We start from the raw sequence: 23544 nt of genomic DNA on the forward strand, positions 1-23544 counted from the left end.
GGTCCGTTCGTCAATTCAAAAAGGGGCCTCCCCTTCACGAGGACGCCCACCAGAGACTCGGCATATAGACGTTAGGGGGGCTATGCGGCAAGGGGTGCGCCAAGAGGCGGTCGGCATAGGTTTGCCGCATTGAGCAAGTCCATCGCGCTAACGCACCTCGATCCTGTCAAATATCACGCCACTGATTGGATTGCCGTCTCCATCAAGTGACACGGTACCGATGGCCAAACCCAATGACGGTGCGAAATAGCGATCCTGCAGGATCGGTGCACGCCCGTCCAGCGCAAGCGAAGATCTGACCTGCCATGTTTCGTAAACGCAATCGCCCAGTGTGAATTCCGTGGTGCCAAGATAGGTCGCCGTCGAAATGCCAGTGTTCTGAGGAACATCATCGACAAAAAGGGTGACGCTCGTTGACCAAGTTCCAAGCTCGACAAGGCGATCAAGGGCCGACGTGTCATCGTCGTAAACCAAGGCCAGTGTGCCATTTGCACCGATCCGGCCGGTGACCGTCAAAGCGTGCGAATATGTCGAAGACACCTCTTCCGGCTCGCCGTCACGCACCATCACGCGCGCTTCCGCCAGCCCGTCATTCGTTAGGGTCATCACGTTGCTATAAAATGGTTCGCTGCGGATCAGGGCGATGCCCTGATCCAAATCATTCGCCGAGGGGCAGGTGGCCTGGGCGTAGGCGACCGACCCGCACGCCGTCGTGAGGGCGCAGGAAACAAGCGTTCGAACAAAGTCCTTTGCCGGCATCACCCAACATCCTTGTAGCTGACCTCTTTCACATCGCCGCCGGTCTTCTCCCGCCGCACGATCAGCCGGTTCAGCGCATTCACATAAGCCTTCACGCTTGCCACCACCGTATCGGTATCCGCCGACTGGCCCGTGGCAATCCGCCCGTCTTCCTCGATCCGCACCGTCACGGTCGCCTGCGCGTCCATGCCTTCCGTCACGGCGCTCACCTGATAGAGCTGCAACGACGCCTCGTTCGGGAACAGCGCCTTGACCGCGTTGAACGCCGCATCCACGGGGCCATCACCCTGCGCTGTGGCCTGCATGTCGTCGTCACCAACGCGCAACGTCAAATCCGCCGATTGCGGCGCTTCCGTCCCGCAAATCACCCGCAGGAACTTGACCTCCAGATGGCCCTCTCCGTCGCTGCCCGCATCCGTCACCAGCGCGATCAGGTCATCATCGAAGACCTCTTTCTTCCGATCCGCCAGCGCCTTGAACCGCACAAACAGGTCGTTCAGCTGATTGTCGGCCATGTCATAGCCCAGATCCTTCAGTTTGGACCGCAACGCAGCCCGCCCCGAATGCTTGCCCATGACGATATTGGTCTCGGTCAGGCCCACATCCTCGGGCCGCATGATCTCGAACGTATCGGCGCTTTTCAGCATCCCGTCCTGGTGGATGCCGCTCTCATGGGCAAAGGCGTTCTTGCCGACAATTGCCTTGTTGGGCTGCACGTTGAAGCCCGAAACGGTCGCGACACGGCGGCTCAGATGCATGATCTTGGTCGAGTCGATGCCCGTCGTGTAGGGCATGATGTCGTGGCGAACCTTCATGGCCATCACAACCTCTTCCAGCGCGGTGTTGCCCGCACGCTCGCCCAACCCGTTGATCGTACATTCAATCTGCCGCGCGCCACCGGCCACAGCGGCCAGCGAATTCGCCGTCGCCATGCCCAGATCGTTGTGGCAGTGCGTGGCGAAGATGATTTCGTCCGCGCCCGGCACTTCCGCGATCAGCCGCCGGATCAGGTCCGCGCTCTCAACCGGCGCCGTATACCCACAGGTATCGGGAATGTTGATCGTTGTGGCCCCGGCCTTGATCGCAATCTCAACCACGCGCGCCAGATACTCCCATTCGGTCCGCGTCGCATCCATTGGCGACCACTGCACATTCTCGCAGAGGTTGCGCGCGTGCGTGACCGTCTCCTGGATACGATCCGCCATCTCGTCCATCGTCAGGTTCGGGATCGCCCGGTGCTGCGGCGACGTACCGATAAACGTATGAATACGCGGGCTTTTTGCGTGCTTCACCGCATCCCAGGCCCGGTCAATATCTTTGAAGTTCGCGCGCGCCAGCCCGCAGATCGTGGAGTTCACGGCGTTCTTGGCAATCTCTGAGACGGCGGCAAAATCCCCCTCGGAGGCAATCGGAAACCCGGCCTCGATGATATCCACGCCCATCTCATCGAGCAGCCCGGCAATCTCCAGCTTCTCGTCATGGCTCATCGTGGCGCCGGGCGACTGCTCGCCATCCCGCAGGGTGGTGTCAAAAATCAATACGCGATTATCGGTGGTCATCTCTTCATATCCTTAGGCTTGAGTGTGTCTCTCTCCGGCGCTGTCCCTCCCCTGAGCGGTCGCGCCGAATGGCACGCTCAGAGGCGGCTAAGGAGAAGAAGGCCAAGCAGGGTGGCACGCGATGGGTCCGCGGGCAAAAGGATATGAGGCTGCTTGGTCAACATGCGCCGCACGATACACCGGAAATCGTAAATGAAAAGAGGCAAAGCTGGTCAGTGCAGCTTACACCCAGGTCCGCGCCTCTTCCCGCTCCGGCCCCTCCAGATGCGGCACGGCGTTAAAGCTGGTCAGGAATGTCCCGCCCTCCACCACCCGGAACCGATGAACGGAGGAGTTGAAGATCGGCAAAAGCACCTGCGCCAACCGGTCCATATCCAAACCCAAGGCAATCCGCAGCGACATCGCAATCACTCCGCCGCTGGTCACACACAGCACCCGCCGCCCTGGCGTGGCAGCCTCCGCCAGCACCGTCGCGATCCGTGCCTCGAATTCGGCAAAGGGCTCAGACCCGTTGATCTCCTGCGCGTGCCACGCCTTCAGCGTCTGGGGAATGTGATCCGCGAAATCCTGCTGCGTCGCCGGGATCGGCATCCCGTGGGTGATCTCCATGTCCCGCGCCAGTGCGAAGTAATCCAATTCGTTCAACCGCGCATCGGCCTGCGCCTCGACACCGATCCCTTCCGCCGTCTCCCGGTGGCGCCGCATGGTCCCACGATAGACCTGATCGAACCCGGCTTCTTGCTTGGCAAACCATTCGCCTAACCACCCGGCCTGCATGTGCCCCAGCGCCGATAGCCGGTCATAGTCCTCTTCCGTGGTCGCCCCGGAATTCGCCTGTCCATGTCGGACAAGGATCAATTCACCCATCGTGATACTCCTCTCTGCCCCTCCTAACGCGCCCACCGCTTGACGCAAGGCCGGTCAGCCTTACCTGCACTCGCCATGATCAAAGCACTCGTCATCGGCGCTTCGGGCGGCATTGGACAGGCCATGGTGGCCGAAATGCAGGCGCGGGGCGGGAACGTCACCGGCCTCTCGCGGTCTGCCGACGGCTTGGACATCACCAATGCCGATACGGTCGACGCGATCCTCGGTGCGCTCGACGGTCCGTTCCACACCATCTTCGTGGCCACCGGCATACTCGCCGCGGCCGGGCAAAAGCCCGAAAAACAACTCTCCGCGATCGACCCGATGGCCATGGCCGAGGTCTTTGCCGTCAACACCATCGGCACCGCCAATATCCTGCGCCATCTGCCGCGCCTTTTGCCGAAACAGGGCCGCTCCGTCAGCGCAGTGCTTACTGCGCGCGTGGGCTCCATCGGCGACAACCGCATCGGTGGCTGGCACAGCTATCGCGCCTCCAAAGCGGCGGCAAACATGCTGGTTCACGGGGCCGCCGTCGAACTTAGCCGCACCCACAAAGATGCCATCACAGTCGCGCTCCACCCCGGCACGGTCGCCACGCCCTTCACGCAGGACTATGCCGGAACCCATAAGACCGTACCCGCAGACGAGACCGCAAAAATGCTTTGCGACGTCATGGAGCGCCTGCAACCCACTCAATCCGGCGGCTTCTACGACTATTCCGGGGCAGAGGTGCCTTGGTGAAGCCTCGCATCGTTCTGATCCTTGGCGACCAGCTCTCGCCCGACATCCGCGCCTTACGCGAGGCCGACAAAGACCGCGACATCATCCTGATGGCCGAAGTCTCGGATGAGGCCGCCTACGTCCCCCACCACCCCAAGAAAATCGCCTTCCTTTTCGCCGCCATGCGCAAATTCGCGGACAGCCTGCACAACGACGGTTGGCACGTCCGCTACACCAAACTCGACGACCCCGAGAATTCCGGCTCCATCCCCGGCGAAATCCTGCGCGCCTGCGAGGAGGTGTCAGCCGAGGAAGCCCTTGCAACCGAACCCGGCGAATTTCGCCTGATCGAAGCCCTCGAAGAGATGCCGATCCCCGTCCACGTCTTCCCCGACGACCGCTTCCTCTGCTCCCACGCCGAATTCGACGCCTGGGCCGAGGGCCGCAAGGAACTCCGAATGGAGTGGTTCTATCGTGAGATGCGCCGCAAGACTGGCCTTCTGATGGACGGTGACAAACCCGAAGGCGGCAAGTGGAACTACGACCACGACAACCGCAAACCGCCCCCGGCGGCATCGACGGCGGGCCGATGCAATTCACGCCGGACGAAACGGTTAAAGAGGTCCTCGCACTGGTCCAATCCCGCTTCGACAACAATTTCGGCACGCTCGACGGCTTCTGGTTCGCCACCGACACCACTCAAGCCCGCCGCGCCCTGACCCATTTCATCAAGACCGCCCTGCCGCAATTCGGCGACTTCCAGGATGCCATGATGGTGGGCGAACGGTTCCTCTACCACTCCGTCATCTCCATGTACCTCAACGCGGGCCTTCTTGGCTGGCGCGAAATCTGCGAGGCCGCGGAAGACGCCTACAAATCCGGCCAAGCCCCGCTCAATGCCGTCGAAGGCTTCATCCGCCAGATCATCGGCTGGCGCGAATACATGCGTGGCATCTATTTCCGCGAAGGCCCCGACTACACGCGCCGCAACACACTGAACCACCAACGCAAATTACCCGGCTTCTACTGGGACGCCGACACGCGCATGACGTGCCTGTCCGAGGCCATCTCCCAAACCCGTGACGAGGCCTACGCCCACCACATCCAGCGCCTCATGGTCACCGGCAACTTCGCCCTGCTTGCAGGCATTGACCCCCATGAGGTCCACGAATGGTACCTCGCCGTCTATGCCGACGCCTATGAATGGGTCGAAGCGCCCAACGTGATCGGGATGAGCCAGTTCGCCGATGGCGGCATCGTCGGGTCCAAGCCCTATGTGTCCGGCGGCAATTACATCAACAAGATGTCCGATTACTGCAAAGGCTGCGCCTATGATGTGAAGGTCAAAACGGGGGAGGGGGCCTGCCCTTTCAACTACCTCTACTGGGCCTTCCTCGACCGCCACAAAGATCGCTTCGGCAAGAACCCCCGCATGGCGCAAATGTACCGGACATGGATGCGCATGTCGGACGAGAAACGCGCCGATACCCTGCAATCGGCCGAGGACTTTCTGGCAAGGCTTTCCGCAGGTGATCGGGTCTAGCACAACGCCTACTACCGTCCCATGTTACCGCGCCACCTTCATCGTCGTGCTGTCCTGATTGGGGCGTTGAGTCTCTCTGCTCACCCGTCGATGGCGCAACACCTCGTGCCATTGGGCGCCGCGTTGCAACTGAACCTCCCGCCCGGGTTCGAGGCGACCGAAATCCCAACCGGCCTGGACATCCAACAGACCGGAAACCTTCGATCCCCCATGAGCGTCCGCATCAACGTCGATGTGCCCCTCCAGCTGCACTACCGCCTCATCTACGGACGCCACCAAGATTTCCGTTATTCAATCGGCACAAGACCGACTGGGGGATCTGGCGGACCCATGCACGAATTGCGCGCCATCCGTAGCCTTTCGGACGGCCGCACCCTGGCTATGCTTGCATATCGGCAAAGCGAACGGCTCCCCGATTTCGGAATTGCGCTGGACATGTTAGCCTCTGTCCGTCCTCGCAATTGATCAAAGAAGGCGCGTGCCATGGCAAAAGCCGAAAACAAAACGCAAGCCACCGAGGCCGATGTCATCGCCTTCCTTGAAGCCGTCGAGCACCCCATACGCCGCGCCGATGCGCTGGCCCTTGATACCCTTTTCCGCGATGTCACGGGGTTCACGCCCCGCATGTGGGGTCCGACAATCGTGGGTTACGGTCGCTACGACTATGTCTATGACAGCGGGCGCGAAGGATCCTTTCTGGCGACAGGGTTCAGCCCGCGCAAGGCGAACCTGTCGATCTACATCATGCCGGGATATCAGGACTACGACGCCATCCTCGCGCGGCTGGGCAAGCACAAGATGGGCAAATCCTGCCTCTACATCAACAAGTTGGCAGATGTGGATACGGGCGTTCTGCGGGAACTGGTGCGCACCGGCTTGCACGATCTTGATGCAAAATGGGCCGTCCACTCGGTCTGAGAAAACCGAAGCCGCAACCACCGGCCAAACAGATCAGACGGCCCTAGCTGGCCTCCGCCCACAACGAAGCACTGTCGTCGGTCGACGGCGTTTGCGGCGCACCCGACAAGACACGGCCCGGCACCTCCATGCGGAACCGCGCGCCTGGCAAGCCTTCGTCGTCCAGCGCCGGGCGCACCTCAAGCGTGCCGCCACGGCTTTTCAGCAATTGGTGGACAGACCGTAGCCCGAAACCATGGGTTCCGTCGCGGCGTTCCCCTTCGGCGCTGAGGTCGCGCAACTGTGTGCCCTTGGGCAGCCCGGGGCCATCATCGGCCACGTCCAGGATGATAAGGCCACGCACCCTGTCTTCGCCCAACTGCACGCAAATCCGCTCACCCGCGAACCGGGCCGCATTCGCCATCAGGTTGCGAAGACCCATCTGAACGACGACTGCATCGCACTCGATGCTGGCCTCAGGCACATCAATCTCCAACGTCATTTCCGGGTCGACCATCGCCGCGATGTCATTGGCAAGCCGCCCCAATTCCACTTCGGTCGGGCGTGAGACATCGCCGCTGAACTCGCGGCTCCGCGCCAGCGTGCTGCCAATCTGATCCAAAGCCTCGTCCACTGTTTTGGAGATCAGGCGCAACAATTCGGCCTTGCCGTCCCCCCTATCATCGAACCCGTCCAGCACCAGATCCACCAGGCTGGAGACGGTCGCCAGCGGGCTGCGCGCATCATGGGCGGCCATGGTCGAGAATAATTGCAATTCGTCAAACCGTGCCGCCATTTCCGACACCGCCTCAGCGGCTGCGAATTCGCGTGCCTTCGCCTCAGTCGTGGAAACGGCAATGCCCAAGACAACACGGCCCCCGAACCCGGCTGGCTTGGACAAGGTGGTTTGCCACCATGTCTCACGCCCTTCGATCATCAGGCATTCCTCGTACGAGACCGGCTTGTCCCCATCCAGACAGGCCCGGTAATTGCCACTCAGCTGAACGGCCATGCGCGCCGGAAAAATCTCCTCAGCGGAGCGCCCCGCGAAGATAGAGGCCGGCACACCAGCCACACGTCCCAGGGTCTCGTTCGCGTGCACAAATTCTAACCGGGCGGCGTTGTGTTCCAAAAGGATGAACATCGGCAGATCAATGCCATCAATCCACTGCACAAGACGACCCAGTGCCGCCTCATCCGGAATTGCGCTTGTAGGGGCCATGCTGTCGTCCTCAAACGGAATCGGCGGACCCACACGGCCCACCTCGCCCACCTGCTAGACAATCGAAATTAACAAGACGTTTCTTTCCGTCCTATTCCCACCAGCGATCGACCCCAGCGATATCGTCATCGGACCAGCCGAAATGATGCGCAAATTCGTGGATCAGCACGTGGGTCACAAGCTCCGCCAGCGTCACGTTCCCCCGGTCCACCCATTCATCCAGGATGGCGCGCCGAAACAGCCAGATCGCGTCCGGCCCCTCTGGCTGGTCCATCACCGATTTCTGGGTCAGCGGAATGCCGTCGTATAGCCCCGTCAACTCGAACGGGTCCTCCATCTCCAATTCCGACAGCATGGCTGGGTCCGCCACATCCTCGACCCGGATCACGACCGCTGCCGCGGGGCCTTTCCAAGGCTCAGCCAGCGCATCGCGGGCGGCATAGGCCATCTCTTCCATCTGGGCGAGGCTCGGGGCGGTCTGGTCGGCATAGTCCATGCCCCGATATGGACAAAACGCGCGCCCCGTGAAAGAGGAAGGCCCGCATTCCCGTATCTGAGGCCGCGTCCCATGTCCGTCACCACCCGTTTCGCCCCGTCGCCCACCGGATACCTCCATGTCGGCAACCTGCGCACGGCGCTCTTCAACTTCCTGATCGCGAAGAAGGCAGGCGGCACGTTCATTCTTCGGCTCGACGATACGGATCCGGAGCGGTCCACCCAGGAATACGCGGATGCGATCCAGCGTGATCTGGAATGGTTGGGCATCGAATGGGACCAGCTGGAAAAGCAATCCGACCGCTTCGACCGATACTCGGCAGCGGCGGATGAGCTGCGCGAAAAGGGCCGGTTCTACGAGGCGTGGGAAACGCCAACCGAGCTCGACCTCAAGCGCAAGAAGCAACTCAACATGGGCCAGCCCCCGGTCTATGACCGCGCCGCCCTTGCCCTCTCCGACGAGGAAAAAACCGCTCTCCGCGCCGACCGCGGCGATGGCGTCTGGCGCTTCAAGCTCGACCATGAGCGCATTGAGTGGACCGACGGTATCCTTGGCGATCTCAGCATCGACGCCGCCTCCGTCTCCGACCCCGTCCTGATCCGCGCGGACGGGCAGGTGCTCTACACAATTGCCTCCGTTGTGGACGATACCGACATGGGCGTGACGCACGTCGTTCGTGGCTCCGACCACGTCACCAACACCGCCACTCAGATCCAGATCATGGCCGCCCTTGGCCACACCGCACCGAACTTCGCCCACCATTCGCTCCTGACCGGCCCGCAGGGCGAGGCGCTGTCCAAACGCCTCGGCACGCTGGCGCTCCGCGATCTGCGTGAACAGGGGATGGAACCCATGGCGCTCCTGTCGCATATGGCGCGCATCGGATCGTCCCAGCCGGTGGAATTGGTCGACAGCATCGACGCACTTGCAGACGGCTTCGACCTGAACCACTTCGGCTCGGCCCCCACCAAGTTCGACGTCGAAGACCTCTGGCCGCTGACCGCACGCATCCTGCACGAAACGCCCTATGCGGCGGTCGCAGACGACATCGCCGTCCTCGGCGTGCCCGCTGACCTCGCCCCCACCTTCTGGGAGGTCGCCCGCGCCAATATCACGCGCAAGTCCGAAATGGCCGAATGGTGGACCCTCTTCCGCGACGGCGCCGCGCCGCTGGTCGATGACGAAGATCGCGACTTCGTGGCCCAAGCCTTCGATATGCTGCCCGACGCCCCTTACGATGCCGAGACATGGTCTTCATGGACAAGCTCCGTGAAGAATGCGACGGGCCGCAAGGGCAAGGGCCTTTTCATGCCGCTGCGCAAAGCGGTGACGGGTCGGGAGCGGGGGCCGGAAATGGCCGATGTCATGCGCCTTCTCCAAAAAAGCCGTCGCTCTAACCCGCAGCCCAGGTGTTTCGCCGCGTCCTCGGCCTTCGGCCTGCGCGCGCACGCGACCCGGCGCGCGGCGCCCGGCTGCGCCGGACCCCGCGCGCAGTGGCGTTCTGACCAAAATGTGATGCGCGGGAAATCCTCTACGCGACTTTGCGACCGTCTTGCGATAGGGTTCGGACACTGCCCCTTCAACACCCGGACTCATTGAAATGAAACGCATTCCCACGCTTTTGACCCTCGCCCTTCTCGCCAGCCCGTCCCTGGCCTTTGCTCAACAAGCCGTTGAGGCCGGCCCGATCTGGAACCAGCAACACGCCAATCAGGTCTGCCCGGCGATTGCGGCCTCGCAAGGCGGCGAGTGGACCGGCCATTGGTGGACGACTGTGCCTAACGAGATGTCGGTCTGCCAGATCAGCATCGCGCAACCTGCCCGTGCGGTGAATGCCGGCCCGATCTGGAACCAGCAGCACGCCAACCAGGTCTGCCCGGCCATTGCGGCCTCCCAAGGCGGCGAGTGGACTGGCCATTGGTGGACAACCGTGCCCAACGAGATGTCGGTCTGCCAGATCCGCTGACCCGCACCTGGTGCGGAGGCTCGGTGATATGGATCGGGCGTCCGCATCGGGCAGCATCCGTCCGACTTGCATTTTCATGGAACAAAGAAGGCGCGAACCTTCCCATCTTTGTTCCCAGAACATGCCCGCCGGAGGCATCAGCGTCGCGTAGGGCTCAACGCCCTGCGTGGCGCTTTCCCGGGCGACGCCCAAAGGCGGCGCAACCCCGGCCCTGCACATTCCGTGGCGATTTTGCTGGCAGAATGATACCAGCACGTGCCACCAATCGCCCATGAGTCAACCGCAAGCCGTCTTCCTCGAAGGCTCCCTCTTCCGCCACATCACGGTGATGTCGCTGACGTCATCGCTCGGATTGATGGCCGTGTTTCTTGTCGATTTCGTCGACATGATCTTCATCTCCATGTTGGGGAAGGAGGAGTTGGCCGCCGCCGTCGGCTATGCCGGCGCGATCCTGTTCTTCACCTCCTCCTTCGGCATCGGCATGGCGATTGCGGGCGGGGCATTGGTCGCGCGCGCCTTGGGGGCGGGGGATGAGGCGCTGGCCAAACGCCGCGCGGGCACGACGCTGACATATGGCGTCATATTCGGGGCAATCTTTGCCGCCATCGTCTGGATCTACGTCCCCACCTTTGTGGCCCTTCTCGGCGCCTCCGAAATGACCCAACCGCTGGCCACCTCCTACCTGCGCATCATCGTGCCCTCCTTGCCGCTTTTGTTGGTTGGCATGGTCGGCGGCGCGATCCTGCGCGCCCATGGCGATGCGCGCCGGGCCATGATGGTCACGATCTGGGGCGGTGTAGTGAACGCGGTCCTCGACCCGATCCTGATCTTCGGCCTCGATCTGGAGCTGACCGGGGCCGCCATCGCATCGGTCTGCGCGCGGATTGCCATCTGCGTCATGGCGATCGTCCCGATCGTCCGCCACCATGGCGGCTTCGACCGCCCCGCGCTTCCGGATTTGCGCCTCGACCTGACCCCGATCCTCGCCCTTGCAGGCCCCGCCGTCGCAACCCAACTCGCCACACCCGTGGGCCAGGCCTACGTCACCCGCGCCATGGCTGAATACGGCGAAGAGGCCGTCGCCGGCATGGCCATCGTGGGCCGCCTCACACCCGTGGCCTTTGGCATTCTGTTCGCGCTGTCGGGCGCGGTCGGCCCCATCGTTGGCCAAAACTTTGGCGCCGGCAAACACGACCGAGTCAAACGCACCTATACCGAGGCGCTCGCGTTCTGCGCCATCGTCGTGGTCCTGATCTCCGCCATCCTCTTTGGTCTGCGTGGCCCCATCGCGGCCCTGTTCGAGGCGACAGGCACCGCCCGCGAGCTGGTCTTCCTGTTCTGCGGCCCGCTGGCGCTTCTGTTCTTCTTCAACGGGATGATCTTCGTCTCAAACGCCAGCTTCAACAATCTGGGCCATCCCTACCAATCCACACTTGTGAACTGGGGACGTCATACGCTTGGCACGATCCCGTTTGTGATGCTGTTTTCCATCTGGTTCGGCGCGGCGGGCGTGCTAATTGGGCAGGCCGTGGGGGGCGTCGCCTTTGGCCTGCTGTCCTTCGTCCTCGTGCGCCGGATAATGGCGCAGGAAGCCGCGCCAAGACCCAAAGATCCCTTCGCGCGCGAAGGCCGCCTGCACGCCCTGTTCCACATGCGCAGATAAATTTCCCGGAACCTTTTCCACCCTCGGTTGTTCTCTTCCCAAGACACAGTAACCGGAGGAAAGACCAATGGAATATGGCATTATCGGCTTGATCGTTCTGATCGCCAACATCTACGCGCTGTTCAAAACATGGACATCGGCCGCATCGACGGGCGCAAAGCTGGTTTGGATGCTCGCTATCCTGATCCTACCGGTCCTGGGCTTTATCGCCTGGTTGATCGCAGGCCCCAAAGGCGGCAGCAGCATCAACGTGTAACGCCAGTCCCGGCGAAATCAAAAGGCCACCCCAGGCGGGTGGCCTTTTTTACGTCAGGGTGCTGAGTTCGGCCCAAACACTCATCGGTAAGATCAGACCCCATTGTGTGTCCATCACCGGACCATGGGCGCGAAACCCTGCCTTCTCATAAGCCCGGATTGCGCGGGCATTGTCCGGGTGCGGGTCGGTGGCCACCACAGGCACGCCATCCGCAAACATTTGCGCCAGACTGGCCCGGATGAACCCGCTGCCATGGCCTTTGCCAAGCCATTCGTGTGGACCTATGAACTGGTCAATCCCGCGCGCACCATCTGGAAAGTGCCCGAAATGGTGCTCAAAGTCCCAACCCTTGACCGAGTAGGTCTGCTGGAATGCAAATGGCGCGCCATCGCACAGCACCACGCTCAGCGACAGGCGGCGGTCTTCCAGATCCTCCACATCGAAGACCGGATCCTCATCCCACCATTCCGCCACATGCGACAGGTCGCGCCACGCGGTCAGCATGGGAAGATCAACTAGTGTGGCACGGCGAAAGCTGTATCTCGTGTCGCTCACGCGTAGACCGTACTCCACCGTTCCACCAAAGCCTGTTGCAGGCGCTTGGCGGCGCGGTTGTAGGTTCGGGTGCCTTGCGGGCGCTCGCGCTGATCCTCGGGGATCGCTTCGCGCCGGTCGAGATCGGCGCAGAAGATCGTGAAGGCCAGGTCTCGGCCCGACGGCGCGCGCGCATACCCCGCCAGCGTCGACACGAAGTTGAGCGTTCCGGTCTTGGCGACCACTTCGACCGGGTGATCCTCGATCACATTGCCGTCTCGGTCGCGCATCGGGATGTCTTTCATCAAATTGCGCAACCGGCTGCTCGGTCCTGCTGCGACCAGTGCGCGGGTCATGTCCTGAGGCCGGATGCGACTGCCGACGCCAAGGCCGGAGTGATCGACGAAATGCACATTCCGTGCGCCCATCCGGTCACTCATCCAATCCGCCATCGCCGTACCCGATTCGGTTAGGCCCGCCGGTTGCGCGCCCCCCGCTTGGGAGGCCATCAGCCCCATCACTTCCGCCGTCAGATTGGTCGACCAGCGCATCATGCCACGCAGGATATCTTCCAGTGGATCGGACGAGTGCTCAACCAGAACCAGCGCCGTATCCGGCGCACTCCGCGCGTATTCGGGGGAGGGCAGACGAACACCCTGTTCCGCCATCAGTGTCTGGAAGACTTCGGCCATGTAAGCGGCGGGTCGGCGCACCGGAAGCCAGCGCGCCCCGGCATCGCCCAAGGCACCGCGCGCGACGGTCCAGGCATCATGGTTTTCAGCGTCAGAGTAGGTGTAGACCGGCGTGGTCCGTTCCGCGATCTGCATCCGCGCCACCTGCACCGACGGGCGCAATGTGGTCGACCGCGCATCCATCGAAATCGTGTAATCCTCGCCCACCCGTTCCCATTCAAAATGGACCCGATTGAAGTTGAGGTTCAGCGCCGAGATGGCCGGGTTATACCCCACATGCGGTAGCTGCGCGGGGTCGATCTGCCAAATCTCGGGCAGGGCGCCCGTGGCCACGCGGAAGCGACCGGTGACCTCACGCACCCCCATTTCGGTCAGTTGGGCACACATGCCAGCCAGGGCGTCGGTGTCAAAAATCGGGTCGCCCGAGCCGACAAGCCACAGGTCTCCGTCCAGCCGTCCGTCCGCCAGAACCCCGTCCGAGACGATGCGTGTGCGGAACCGATGCGCGGGGCCGACGCGGTCCAGCGCATAAGCGCAGGTCACAGCCTTTGCGACCGATGCAGGCGGCAGCGGGTAGAGGGGGTTCACCACCTCCAGCATCTCGCCTGTTGCGGCATCGGCCACAGCAAATCCGATGCGCCCGCCAAGGTTCGCGTCGCGGATCAGGTCGGTCGCTTCGGGGATGGTACGGATCAGGAAACCGGTCGGGCGCAGCTGCGGTCTGAGAGACCGTTCAGGTGCGGCACCCCACGCGGCGGTCGCGGTGCTTGCAAGAAGCCCGCTGGCAAAGATCCGTCTGTTAATCATGGTGTCGTGTCGTTTGGCAGTTATGCACAGGATACCTTGCCGACCCTCTCACGCTCAAGCCCCTGAAAGGACAGGTTTTCGTGAATATTCCGTTAGGGTTCCCTGACTTGACCTTTCCCGATACGCACCTGTCCATGGATACAAACACCCTCCGCGCGCTTCCCCTGATGCTGCTTGCCATGGCGCTGATCCCGGCAGGCGACGCAACGGGCAAGCTGCTCACGCAAGCGGGCGTGGCCCCTGTTTTTGTGGCGTGGAGCCGCTTTGCCCTGGGCGCGCTGATGATCGCACCCTTCGCCCTCGCGGCCCTGTCGCCCCGCCTGTTCGCCGATTGGCGCGTCTGGCTGCGCGCACTCTTCATCGTGGGCGGCATCACCTCGATCCTGACGGCGCTCCGGTCCGAGCCCATCGCAAACGTCTTCGGTGCCTTCTTCGTGGGGCCCATCCTCTCGTGGCTCCTGTCTGTCTGGCTCCTGCGGGAGCCGTTCTCAGCCCTCCGCCTCGGCCTTGTCTGCCTCGGGTTCTTGGGGGTCATCCTCGTGGTCAAACCGGGCTTTGGCATGACGACAGGCACGGGTTTTGCGGTGCTGGCGGGGCTTTTCTATGGCGCCTACCTGGTGATGAGCCGCTGGATCGCGTCCGTCGCGCCCATCGGCGCGCAAAAGGCAGAACCGCCGCGGCCCCGCGCGCTCCTGCTGTCGCAACTGGCCATCGGCGCGCTCGTCCTCTCCCCCTCGGCCTGACCGCGCTCCCCCGCTCACACCGCAAGTCGCAGGGCTTACCCTGGCCTCCGCCTTCTGCTCCATGGCCGGAAATTTCCTGCTGATCCTCGCCTACCGCCGGGCCGAGGCCAGCCGCATGGCGCCCTTTGTCTACACGCAACTGATCTGGGCTACGCTCTTCGGCGCGCTTATCTTCGGCGACTTGCCTGACGCCATTGACCTTGCTGGCCTCGCGATCTTGCTGGTCTCGGGCCTTGCGGGGCTGCTCGGCAAACGCGCCTAGCCCCACTCCCCCGCGCGCGGATCGCACTGCTCGATACATCACGCATCGGCACGTTCAGAAAACACCAGGCCGGGGCCTCAGACCGCCCCAACAGCCGCGCCGCCGAGGCTGGCAATTTCGCTTGCGCATACCGTTGCGCCGCCACGCTGGTCCGCGCCGAGATCCGCTGACCAGGCCGGGCCAGAACGCCAACCGGCACATGCTCCATGATCCAGTCCCAACGCTGCCAACGGTGGAACTGGGCCAGATTGTCGGCCCCCATCAGCCAGACAAACCGCACACCGGGATAAAGCGCCTGCATCTGCGCCAGCGTCTCAGCCGTGTAGCGCGTGCCGATCCGCGCCTCGAGATCTGAGGCCTCAACCCGCGGATGCCGGATCAAGCCCCGTGCCGCCGCCATCCGCCGCTCCAACGGGGCCGGTCCACGCGCCTTCAGCGGGTTGCCGGGCGATACCAGCCACCACACCCGGTCCAGCCCAAAGCGCTTCAGCGCCTCGCGGCTGACATGCACATGCCCCTCATGCGGCGGATCAAAGGACCCGCCGAACAGGCCAATCACCTGGCCGGGCATCGCAAAGGGCATCTCATGGCGCATCACGCGCGCTCTCCCATGAAAAACGCGCGCCTTGATGGGGCGGCAGGGCGGGGCTGTCAATCAACCACGGCGCACCGCCCCCAGGCTACAACAGCCTGAAGGGATCCCGCGTGGGCGGGTCCCCGCTCCGCTGGTGCCGCTTGCGATGATGCGGCGGCAGGCCCACATCGCGCCGCAGATAGTCGGGGATATCGGTATCCTTGGGCTTGATTTGCCCCTCATCCAACGGCCGGATCATCCAGTCCTGGAACCGGCGCAACAGGATCAGGGGTTGAAACGTACTTTCGTCTGCATTGGTCTTTCCTTGGTTTGGGAAAGCCGCCGCGCGAAGGGACAGACAGTTTGCGATTTGGGTAGAGATACCGAAGCAAAAAGAAAGGCCGCGTCACGGGCGGCCTTCGGGATGGATTGTCACAACAACCCGTCTCTTGGCCACGCCCTAGGGGGCTTGCACTGCGCCCGCCGGGCGCATTCCAAAGAGACAAGAGATAGCCATGACAGGCTCCTTCCGGGTTTCGGTAAAGGCCGGATAGCAAAGCCCGACGGCCTCAGTCTACTCTTAAATTCGGTCAATTTCGGATGGGCGGAAGTTCACCACTTCGGTCGAATTCAGAGTTGATTAAAGTTCTAGAAAGAAAACGCATCGCCTGTCCGGCGCATTAACGGATGCTTGGGGGCGGGGGCCTAAGGTGCGCCCTTAAGGTACTAGGGCAGGTCGGCTTCCGTGCAGTGGATTGAGAGTTTTTTGGGCGATTTCAATTGGGCAGAGGCTGTGTCCAACGGTTGGCTCAGCATCTTTGTGGCGGTCGAAAGCGCCCTTGTGGCCCTGTTGCTCGTTACCTTTGCCCTCCTGCACGTCAAGATCCGGGCAGCCCGCAAAGCGCAAGGCGCATTGGAGCGCATCGAACGCGCGCTTGATGATGTCTCCGCACACGAAGCTGTCCTCCGCGCTGTGGCGCAGCACGCCAATGATGGCCTTCTGTATCAGGATATGGAGGCGCGCATCATCTGGGCCAACAGCGCCTATTGCCGAACCATGGGATATGAGCTTGAGGAGATCATTGGCCGAAAGCCGCAGGAATTCTGTTTCGCGCCCGAGGACAAGCCATCCGACAAAGAGATCGAGAATTTCCGGTTCAATCCCGACGACGACACATTCAAAACCTTCCACCGCCACCCAAATGTCCGCAAAAACGGCGAACGTTTCTGGCACGAATTCAGCCAGGCATTGGTCGAACCAAGACCGGGGAGCAGCGCGTTGTTCTGGTCTCACGCGATGTCACGCAACAGGTCCAGCGTGAGTCTGAACTCAAAGAAGCAAAAATATATCTCACACATGCCGCCGACCATGATGCTTTGACGGGCCTGCTGAACCGCTCCGCCTTTTTGCGACGGGCCGACGCGGTGTTGGGACGCGAAACCCGCGACGAGCGTCATCTGGGCCTCATTTGCATCGACCTCGACCATTTCAAAGCAATCAATGACAGCAATGGCCATGCCGCCGGTGATCAGATCCTCGTCCATGTCGCCGAGGCGATGAAAGCCGCCGGTGGGCCTGACGCGATCTGTTGCCGGATGGGCGGGGATGAATTTCTCATGGCCATGCCGGGCGTCAGAGATTTCGATGCCCTGCAAATGCTCGCCGATACTCTTCTGGAACGCATCCGGACGCCAATTGACGTGTTCGAGACGACGCTGACCTGCGGCGCCTCTATCGGTCTCGCGCTGAGTGAGGGAGCCCAGATCAGGGCTGAGGATCTGATCCGCTCTGCCGATTTCGCCCTATATGAGGCCAAGGTGCCCGGCGCCCCCTCAATTGCGCGCTACGACGCCGACCTGCACGAACGGCAGGAAAGCGAGAATGCGATGATGGAAGAATTCGTCGATGCCCTCGACAATGATGAGATCGGCTTTGAACATCAGCCCATCCTTGATGGCCGAACGGGCAAAATCCGCTCCTTTGAAACGCTGGCTCGCTGGACCCGCGCCAATGGCGAACGGGTGCCGCCAGACCGGTTCCTGCCTTTTGCAGCCCGCATAAACCGGATGACGGATGTCGATTTTGCCGCCGTGCGCGCCACCGCCTCCCTTGTAGCCGAGCTTGAGGCCCGTGGTCACCGCATCCTCGGCGCCTTCAACACCTCGTCCGAGGCATTGGCCCATCCCGATTTTCTCAGCCGGCTGGAGGAAGAGGCAAAGGCTGCCAATCTGTCCCCCGACCACATGATCGCCGAAGTGCTGGAGACAACGTTTTTCGGCGCAGATACGACCGACAACGTCGCAGCCGCGCGGATCAATCAGCTCCGTGAGAGGGGCTATTCCGTCTACCTCGACGATTTCGGTGTTGGCTATGCGGGCCTCGCCCATCTGGGCCAACTTAACGTCAGCGGCGTGAAGCTCGACCGCAGCCTGATTGCCAATGTCACCACCGAACGCTCGGCCCGCATCATCACCACCTCGATCCTGCGGCTGTGCCACACCCTTGGTGTGGGCACGCTTGCCGAAGGGATCGAAACCCGCGAACAAGCGGATTTCCTGCTCAAACACGGGTGTTACCGTCTGCAAGGCTTCGGCATCGCACGCCCAATGGGACGCGACGCCTTGATCGAAATGGTTGAACGCGGTGCCGAAATTGTCATTCCATCGGAACGTGATCGCGCGGCGGATCTCCGCGCGGCAAGCTGACGTCAGGCTATTCGTCCTCGACCTCGATCAGCCCTACCGCGTCAACGGTGATCTCGGCCCCGCTCAACGCAGCGTCCGTGATCCGACCCCAATCGTCCTGCACTACAATTGGCGCCGCCTCATCCACCACACCCCACGGCACGGTCCGCACCATCTCCGGCCCCACGCGCGCCACGTCCGGTGCCACCCGCAGCAGATCAGGCAACAGCAAAACCGCCGCCTTCACCGCCAACAGCAGCCCCACCACAATGGGCCAGGTCTTTCGTCTCGCGTCAGTCATCTCACCGGCTCCCGTCTCACCTGTTCAACACCCGTCTCCTACCCCACCAGAGACAAGCCGGCCAAGGCGGTCCCCCCGCCCTTGACAGGCCCCCCATCCACCCGATTGCCCATCCCGTCCGGCCCGCGTATGCAGGGGCAAATCGAATTCCAATCGGACGGAGCGGACCCATGGCAGCCTATCAATATGTCTACCACATGGACGGTGTCTCAAAGACCTATCCCGGCGGTAAGAAATGCTTTGAAAACATCCGCCTCTCCTTCCTGCCCGGCGTCAAAATCGGCGTCGTCGGCGTCAACGGCGCGGGCAAATCCACGCTGATGAAGATCATGGCGGGCCTCGACCCCGATTTCACGGGTGAGGCCTGGGCCGCCGAAGGCGCGCGCGTCGGTTATCTTCCGCAGGAACCGCAGCTCGATGAAAGCCTCACCGTCCGCGAAAACGTCATGCTGGGTGTCGCCGAGAAAAAGGCCAAGCTCGACCGCTTCAACGAACTCGCCATGAACTATTCCGACGAGACCGCCGATGAAATGGCCGCCCTCCAGGATGAGATCGACTCCAACAACCTCTGGGACCTCGACAGCCAGATCGACGTCGCCATGGAAGCCCTCCGCTGCCCCCCGATGACGCGCCTGTGGAAACCCTCTCCGGCGGTGAACGCCGCCGCGTCGCGCTCTGCAAACTGCTCCTCGAAGCGCCCGACATGCTGCTCCTCGACGAGCCCACCAACCACCTTGACGCTGAAACCATCGCCTGGCTCCAGCAGCACCTGATCGACTACAAGGGCACCATCCTGATCGTCACCCACGACCGCTACTTCCTCGACGATATCACCGGCTGGATCCTCGAACTCGACCGTGGCCGCGGCATCCCCTACGAAGGCAACTACTCCGCCTGGCTCGAACAGAAAGCCAAACGCCTCGAACAGGAAGCGCGCGAGGATAAATCCCGCCAGAAAACCCTCGAACGCGAACTCGAATGGATCCGCCAAGGCGCCAAAGCCCGTCAAGCCAAGCAAAAGGCCCGGATCAACGCCTACGAGGATCTGGCCTCCCAATCCGAGCGCGAAAAGCTCTCCCGCGCCCAGATCGTCATCCCCAATGGCCCCCGCCTGGGCTCCAAGGTCATCGAGGTCAACAACCTCAAAAAGGGCTACGGCGACCGCCTCCTGATCGAAGACCTCACCTTCGCGCTGCCCCCCGGCGGCATCGTCGGCGTCATCGGCCCCAACGGGGCGGGCAAATCCACGCTCTTCCGCATGCTAACCGGGCAGGAACAGCCCGACGACGGCACGCTCGAATACGGCGACACCGTCGACCTCTCCTACGTCGACCAGTCCCGCGACGCCCTCAACCCCGACGCCACCGTATGGGAAGAAATTACCGGCGGTGCGGAAATCATCCAACTCGGCGACGCCCAAATCAACTCCCGCGCCTATTGCTCCACCTTCAACTTCAAGGGCGGGGATCAGCAGAAAAAGGTCGGCCTCCTCTCAGGCGGCGAACGCAACCGCGTCCACATGGCAAAACTGCTGAAGAGCGGCGGCAACGTCCTTCTCCTCGACGAGCCCACCAACGACCTCGACGTCGAAACCCTCCGCGCCCTCGAAGACGCGCTGAGCGATTTCGCCGGCTGCGCCGTCATCATCTCCCACGACCGCTTCTTCCTCGACCGTCTGTGCACGCACATCCTCGCCTTCGAGGGCGAGGCCCATGTTGAATGGTTCGAAGGCGATTTCTCAGCATACGAGGAAGACAAGAAGCGGAGGCTCGGCCCAGACGCGCTGGAGCCGAAGCGGCTGAAGCACAAGAAGTTTGTGAGGTAGCTTATTGCCCACTCAACTTTTCATTGATGCGAACATCTACCTCGATTTCTATCGTTTTGGGAAAGACGATATATCGGAGATACAAAAACTCGTCGCGTTGGTAACGGACAGCGAAGTAGTATTGTATACAAACAAAGTGCTTCGTGACGAAGTAGACCGAATGCGAGAAGCCTCATTAGCAAAGTCGTTTTCCGAGTTCTGGAGGCAGCAAAACTCGCAGTCAAGGTTCCAAACTATTGCGACGGACTGGAGCCGCACCAATCTCTGAAGGACGCGTTAAAGGAGGCAAACAGCAAGCTTACTGCTTTAGTTGAAGACGCTAAGCAGAGAATCTCAAAACGAGAACTCCAAGCTGACTACGTGATTAGTAGTTTGCTGCAAGCATCGACTGATCTACCGGTGACCGAAGAACTTCTGGAAAAAGCGAGAAATCGAACCGAACTTGGCAATCCTCCGGAAAACATGGAAAACTTGGTGACGCTGTACACTGGGAAAGCCTTCTTTCAACCGATGAAACGAATGTCGCAATCGTCTCAAATGACTCTGATTTCGAGTCAGAACTCGAACCGGGAAAGATAAAGTCGTACCTAAGGAATGAATGGATCGATGGTCGCGGAATCTTTGCGGGTGCAGTTCTTTATAAGTCCCTGTCTGCATTCTTCCAAAACAACTACCCGGAAATCGACCTATCGAAGGAGTCGCACAAACAGGAGCTAATCACGCAACTTGAGTCTTCGGGGAGTTTCGCTACGACTCATGCCGTGATTGAGGGTTTGTCGCAGCATCAGTTCTTTACCGGGCCGCAGCTTACCAGACTGTTCTCCGCACTGGTGTACAACAGCCAAGTGAGCATGATTGCAACGGATCATGACGTTCAGAGCTTCTTTCTTGGCTTGGCTCCATCGGCCTACAAGATCGATCCGCAACTCTACACGCCAGCAGCCGAGGTTCTTCAAGTAGATGAAACGGGCTACTTTTTCGGGTTCTGACTAAATCCGTTGAAGGGTGGAGTGCGTCAAATATGAAGATCACAAGACTATCAGACCAGCCACCGACGGGCCTGGGTGCGGCGATCCAAACCTCTATTCGTGGCACTTTATCCCAGCCACACCATCGCTCCCCAACAACGAAGCGCCAAGCCTCACCAAATCGCCTGGCCCGGGGCAGGCCCGTCGATGGCGGGGCCGCTGCGCGGCTGTTAACCCGCCATGGTACTGCCGAATGAACGTCGGGATTGCGCGCCGAATGCGTGACGCTAAGCTCCCACCATGCGCCTCTTCCTCTCCATCCTCCTCGCCCTGACCCTCACCCACCCGGCCCAAGCCGAGGACACCCCCTCCGTCGCCGACGATATCAACGCCCTGAACGAGGCGCTCCAGATTCTCCTCACCGACCCCGAAGACACCTTCGCGGACCCAAACGGAGAACCGCCCGACCTCACCATCTCCCTCCGCGCCCAATCCGGCACCTGGGAAACCGACGACGCGCCCCTCACCGATGGCCGCCTCTCCCTCCCCGTCGACACCACAATCGCCCTGCAAATCATGGCGATGGACCTGATCTACGAGATGTCCTTCCCCGATATCGCGCTGGAATTCGAGGCCATCCCCGGCCGATTAGAGGTCGTCTACATCCGCTTCGCCCAGACCGGCCAATATGCCGGGACCTGCGCCCATTCCTGCGGCAGCGCGGGTGCACCGCTGGTGTTTGACGTGCATGATTGAGGACCAACCCACCCGAAAAACGGCTGGCAAATCCTTACCAAAGCCTTAACAAAATCCCTCAATTCAAACAAAAACAACCACTTAACCCCCTTGCTCACGCGTGAGCACCCCTCGGCCCCATTCCGCCGACCGGTCTCATTTTCCTTGCCTTTCGCCGCGATCCGCCCCATATGAGCCTCGCGACCGTTACCGCATCTCGTCCGCTGTCTCCTCTACCAAGGCCTCAGTCTCGATCTGCTACCCAACTGACGCCATGCCGCCGCACGCACGCGGGCGGGTTTAATACTTAGGAGATACACAGATGGCCAACGGCACTGTGAAATGGTTCAACACCACCAAAGGCTTCGGCTTCATCGCACCGGAAGAAGGCGGCAAGGACGTGTTCGTGCACATCTCTGCTGTTGAGCGTTCCGGCCTGACCGGCCTCGCCGACAACCAGAAGGTCACCTACGACCTGGAAGCCGGCCGTGATGGCCGCGAGAGCGCGGTTAACCTGACGCTCGTCTGAGCCACAGGCTCAACGCGAAAAACGAATGGCGCGCCCGATCCCGGACGCGCCTTTTTTCTTGTCAGGTGGTTGGCGCAAGATCCGTTCAGTTGAACGCAGTTTTGCGAAAAAATCCGCTCAGATGAACGCATATGCGTTCAGCGGATCAGTCCTCCAGCACAAACGTGACCTTCAGGCTCACGCGGTATTCGTCGATCTTTCCGTCTTTCACCGTGACCTTCTGGTCCTGCACCCAAGCACCCTGCACGCCCTTCAGCGTCTTGCAGGCGCGGTCGATTCCCTTCTCGGTGGCATCCTCGAAGCTCTTGTTCGATGAAGCGATAATTTCGGTTACGCGAGCTACGCTCATGTCTCTCTCCCTTGGTCGTTTTCTGGGGGATTCTGAGGCCCCCACACATCCAACCATAGCATGCATGCGCCAATTCCCGCGCAATCGTGCGCGGATCGGCCATTCTCCGCCAAGCGCTTGAAAATAGGGGAGGATGCCGTCTGCGATATCCAATATCAGCGCGCCGATATTGCGTGGCGGAGGCGGTCAGGTTGAGGCTGAGGCCATTCGAAACGCAACCCATTGGATCATAGACATGAAACGCCCCGCACAACCCCACCGCCCCGCCAATCCTATTCCAGGCCGCCCCGCGCCAACGCCCTTCAAGTTCACCGATTGGGCCGCCATCTGAAGCCGCGCACACGTCGCAACACATGGCTGTCAAGTCGGTGTAACACCCACAGACTTGTTAACCTCTTTCACCTATATTGAAACGTGAAAGGAGCCGCGCCGTGACACCGCGACACACACCGCCAAAGCAGCAACGCAAGCCGCGTCCCACACCGTTCCGCTTTACGGATTGGGCAGCAATTTAAGGCGTTTAGCTGGTAAGCTGGTCCGTAAGACGGACTTTCCCCGCGATCGTTTGGGCGTCGCGCTCCATATTGGATTT

At 61.5% G+C, this 23544-nt stretch carries 26 protein-coding genes and 2 pseudogenes; 16 read left to right on the plus strand and 12 right to left on the minus strand.

Annotated elements, in window-relative coordinates; all coding sequences use genetic code 11:
* Nucleotides 1-147: 147 nt before the first annotated feature.
* From ACZ1HK_RS17775 to ACZ1HK_RS17785, 3 genes are all read right to left on the minus strand, one after another.
* Nucleotides 148-759 (minus strand): hypothetical protein, encoded by a 612-nt coding sequence (locus ACZ1HK_RS17775; protein ID WP_472629807.1) that lies wholly within the window; start codon nucleotides 757-759, stop codon nucleotides 148-150.
* Complete coding sequence (locus tag ACZ1HK_RS17780; RefSeq protein WP_472629808.1) at nucleotides 759-2318, minus strand: 2-isopropylmalate synthase; 1560 nt, start codon at nucleotides 2316-2318, stop codon at nucleotides 759-761. The genes ACZ1HK_RS17775 and ACZ1HK_RS17780 overlap by 1 nt, the downstream gene beginning before the upstream one ends.
* A gap of 222 nt (nucleotides 2319-2540) precedes the next feature.
* Nucleotides 2541-3185, minus strand: coding sequence for a histidine phosphatase family protein (locus tag ACZ1HK_RS17785; protein WP_472629809.1), 645 nt, complete (start codon nucleotides 3183-3185; stop codon nucleotides 2541-2543).
* 75 nt (nucleotides 3186-3260) lie between these two features.
* Here ACZ1HK_RS17785 and ACZ1HK_RS17790 point away from each other — a divergent pair, with 75 nt between their 5' ends.
* Nucleotides 3261-3926 (plus strand): SDR family NAD(P)-dependent oxidoreductase, encoded by a 666-nt coding sequence (locus tag ACZ1HK_RS17790; protein ID WP_472629810.1) that lies wholly within the window; start codon nucleotides 3261-3263, stop codon nucleotides 3924-3926.
* Nucleotides 3923-5448, plus strand: a pseudogene (locus ACZ1HK_RS17795) (cryptochrome/photolyase family protein). The gene ACZ1HK_RS17790 and the pseudogene ACZ1HK_RS17795 overlap by 4 nt, the downstream one beginning before the upstream one ends.
* Before the next feature lie 24 nt (nucleotides 5449-5472).
* On the opposite strand, the gene ACZ1HK_RS17800 reads toward ACZ1HK_RS17795, so the two are convergent.
* Nucleotides 5473-5724, minus strand: a complete 252-nt coding sequence (locus ACZ1HK_RS17800) for a hypothetical protein (protein WP_472630932.1) — start codon at nucleotides 5722-5724, stop codon at nucleotides 5473-5475.
* Between ACZ1HK_RS17800 and ACZ1HK_RS17805 the strand changes: the two genes are divergently transcribed.
* Complete coding sequence (locus ACZ1HK_RS17805; protein ID WP_472630872.1) at nucleotides 5629-5913, plus strand: hypothetical protein; 285 nt, start codon at nucleotides 5629-5631, stop codon at nucleotides 5911-5913. The two genes, ACZ1HK_RS17800 and ACZ1HK_RS17805, sit on opposite strands and share 96 nt — an antisense overlap.
* A gap of 18 nt (nucleotides 5914-5931) precedes the next feature.
* Nucleotides 5932-6366, plus strand: coding sequence for a DUF1801 domain-containing protein (locus ACZ1HK_RS17810; protein WP_472629811.1), 435 nt, complete (start codon nucleotides 5932-5934; stop codon nucleotides 6364-6366).
* A gap of 43 nt (nucleotides 6367-6409) precedes the next feature.
* Here the strand turns inward: ACZ1HK_RS17810 and ACZ1HK_RS17815 are convergent, their stop codons facing one another.
* Both ACZ1HK_RS17815 and ACZ1HK_RS17820 read right to left on the minus strand, forming a co-directional pair.
* The gene (locus tag ACZ1HK_RS17815; protein ID WP_472629812.1) at nucleotides 6410-7567 is read right to left on the minus strand and encodes a PAS domain-containing sensor histidine kinase; all 1158 of its coding nucleotides are present in this window, start codon (nucleotides 7565-7567) and stop codon (nucleotides 6410-6412) included.
* 91 nt (nucleotides 7568-7658) lie between these two features.
* On the minus strand, nucleotides 7659-8063 hold the full coding sequence (locus tag ACZ1HK_RS17820) for a metallopeptidase family protein (RefSeq protein ID WP_472629813.1): 405 nt from the start codon (nucleotides 8061-8063) through the stop codon (nucleotides 7659-7661).
* A gap of 72 nt (nucleotides 8064-8135) precedes the next feature.
* On the opposite strand from ACZ1HK_RS17820, the gene gltX reads away from it, so the two are divergent.
* The 4 genes from gltX to ACZ1HK_RS17840 all read left to right on the plus strand — a co-directional run bounded on the left by gltX (nucleotide 8136) and on the right by ACZ1HK_RS17840 (nucleotide 11948).
* Nucleotides 8136-9662, plus strand: a complete 1527-nt coding sequence (gltX, locus tag ACZ1HK_RS17825; protein ID WP_472629814.1) for a glutamate--tRNA ligase — start codon at nucleotides 8136-8138, stop codon at nucleotides 9660-9662.
* 1 nt (nucleotide 9663) lies between these two features.
* Entirely contained in the window at nucleotides 9664-10029 is a 366-nt protein-coding gene (locus tag ACZ1HK_RS17830; protein WP_472629815.1) for a mannan-binding lectin, read from the plus strand.
* Between the two features lie 271 nt (nucleotides 10030-10300).
* The gene (locus tag ACZ1HK_RS17835; protein ID WP_472629816.1) at nucleotides 10301-11692 is read left to right on the plus strand and encodes an MATE family efflux transporter; all 1392 of its coding nucleotides are present in this window, start codon (nucleotides 10301-10303) and stop codon (nucleotides 11690-11692) included.
* Nucleotides 11693-11759: 67 nt separating this feature from the next.
* On the plus strand, nucleotides 11760-11948 hold the full coding sequence (locus tag ACZ1HK_RS17840; protein ID WP_472629817.1) for a PLDc N-terminal domain-containing protein: 189 nt from the start codon (nucleotides 11760-11762) through the stop codon (nucleotides 11946-11948).
* A 48-nt stretch (nucleotides 11949-11996) separates the two neighbouring features.
* On the opposite strand, the gene ACZ1HK_RS17845 is transcribed toward ACZ1HK_RS17840, so the two are convergent.
* Together ACZ1HK_RS17845 and dacB are read right to left on the minus strand one after the other, a co-directional pair.
* Nucleotides 11997-12503 carry a GNAT family N-acetyltransferase gene (locus tag ACZ1HK_RS17845; RefSeq protein ID WP_472629818.1) on the minus strand — a complete coding sequence of 169 codons (507 nt, stop codon included), beginning with the start codon at nucleotides 12501-12503 and terminating at the stop codon, nucleotides 11997-11999.
* The gene (dacB, locus tag ACZ1HK_RS17850; RefSeq protein WP_472629819.1) at nucleotides 12500-13981 is read right to left on the minus strand and encodes a D-alanyl-D-alanine carboxypeptidase/D-alanyl-D-alanine endopeptidase; all 1482 of its coding nucleotides are present in this window, start codon (nucleotides 13979-13981) and stop codon (nucleotides 12500-12502) included. Before dacB ends, ACZ1HK_RS17845 begins: the two co-directional genes overlap by 4 nt.
* Before the next feature lie 134 nt (nucleotides 13982-14115).
* Here dacB and ACZ1HK_RS17855 point away from each other — a divergent pair, with 134 nt between their 5' ends.
* Complete coding sequence (locus tag ACZ1HK_RS17855) at nucleotides 14116-14724, plus strand: EamA family transporter (RefSeq protein ID WP_472629820.1); 609 nt, start codon at nucleotides 14116-14118, stop codon at nucleotides 14722-14724.
* 61 nt (nucleotides 14725-14785) lie between these two features.
* Nucleotides 14786-14986 carry a hypothetical protein gene (locus tag ACZ1HK_RS17860; RefSeq protein ID WP_472629821.1) on the plus strand — a complete coding sequence of 67 codons (201 nt, stop codon included), beginning with the start codon at nucleotides 14786-14788 and terminating at the stop codon, nucleotides 14984-14986.
* Here ACZ1HK_RS17860 and ACZ1HK_RS17865 read toward each other — a convergent pair.
* Both ACZ1HK_RS17865 and ACZ1HK_RS17870 read right to left on the minus strand, forming a co-directional pair.
* Nucleotides 14892-15581, minus strand: a complete 690-nt coding sequence (locus ACZ1HK_RS17865) for a nicotinate-nucleotide adenylyltransferase (protein WP_472629822.1) — start codon at nucleotides 15579-15581, stop codon at nucleotides 14892-14894. The genes ACZ1HK_RS17860 and ACZ1HK_RS17865 overlap by 95 nt on opposite strands.
* Before the next feature lie 85 nt (nucleotides 15582-15666).
* Entirely contained in the window at nucleotides 15667-15819 is a 153-nt protein-coding gene (locus ACZ1HK_RS17870; protein ID WP_472629823.1) for a hypothetical protein, read from the minus strand.
* Nucleotides 15820-16305: 486 nt separating this feature from the next.
* Here ACZ1HK_RS17870 and ACZ1HK_RS17875 point away from each other — a divergent pair, with 486 nt between their 5' ends.
* Together ACZ1HK_RS17875 and ACZ1HK_RS17880 are read left to right on the plus strand one after the other, a co-directional pair.
* Complete coding sequence (locus tag ACZ1HK_RS17875) at nucleotides 16306-16941, plus strand: PAS domain S-box protein (protein ID WP_472629824.1); 636 nt, start codon at nucleotides 16306-16308, stop codon at nucleotides 16939-16941.
* A complete protein-coding gene (locus ACZ1HK_RS17880) occupies nucleotides 16938-18266 on the plus strand; it encodes a putative bifunctional diguanylate cyclase/phosphodiesterase (protein ID WP_472629825.1) in 1329 nt (442 codons plus the stop codon). Before ACZ1HK_RS17875 ends, ACZ1HK_RS17880 begins: the two co-directional genes overlap by 4 nt.
* A gap of 7 nt (nucleotides 18267-18273) precedes the next feature.
* On the opposite strand, the gene ACZ1HK_RS17885 is transcribed toward ACZ1HK_RS17880, so the two are convergent.
* Nucleotides 18274-18546 carry a hypothetical protein gene (locus tag ACZ1HK_RS17885; RefSeq protein ID WP_472629826.1) on the minus strand — a complete coding sequence of 91 codons (273 nt, stop codon included), beginning with the start codon at nucleotides 18544-18546 and terminating at the stop codon, nucleotides 18274-18276.
* 170 nt (nucleotides 18547-18716) lie between these two features.
* Here ACZ1HK_RS17885 and ettA point away from each other — a divergent pair.
* From ettA to ACZ1HK_RS17905, 4 genes and pseudogenes are all read left to right on the plus strand, one after another.
* Nucleotides 18717-20371, plus strand: a pseudogene (ettA, locus tag ACZ1HK_RS17890) (energy-dependent translational throttle protein EttA).
* 761 nt (nucleotides 20372-21132) lie between these two features.
* Nucleotides 21133-21360, plus strand: coding sequence for a hypothetical protein (locus tag ACZ1HK_RS17895; RefSeq protein WP_472629827.1), 228 nt, complete (start codon nucleotides 21133-21135; stop codon nucleotides 21358-21360).
* A 279-nt stretch (nucleotides 21361-21639) separates the two neighbouring features.
* Nucleotides 21640-22095, plus strand: coding sequence for a hypothetical protein (locus ACZ1HK_RS17900; RefSeq protein ID WP_472629828.1), 456 nt, complete (start codon nucleotides 21640-21642; stop codon nucleotides 22093-22095).
* A gap of 301 nt (nucleotides 22096-22396) precedes the next feature.
* Nucleotides 22397-22603: a cold-shock protein gene (locus ACZ1HK_RS17905; protein ID WP_368473918.1), complete on the plus strand. Its 207-nt coding sequence runs from the start codon at nucleotides 22397-22399 to the stop codon at nucleotides 22601-22603.
* 145 nt (nucleotides 22604-22748) lie between these two features.
* On the opposite strand, the gene ACZ1HK_RS17910 is transcribed toward ACZ1HK_RS17905, so the two are convergent.
* A complete protein-coding gene (locus tag ACZ1HK_RS17910) occupies nucleotides 22749-22952 on the minus strand; it encodes a dodecin family protein (RefSeq protein ID WP_472629829.1) in 204 nt (67 codons plus the stop codon).
* Nucleotides 22953-23544 lie beyond the last annotated feature (592 nt).

It is taken from the genome of Gymnodinialimonas sp. JB5-7 (assembly GCF_055693405.1).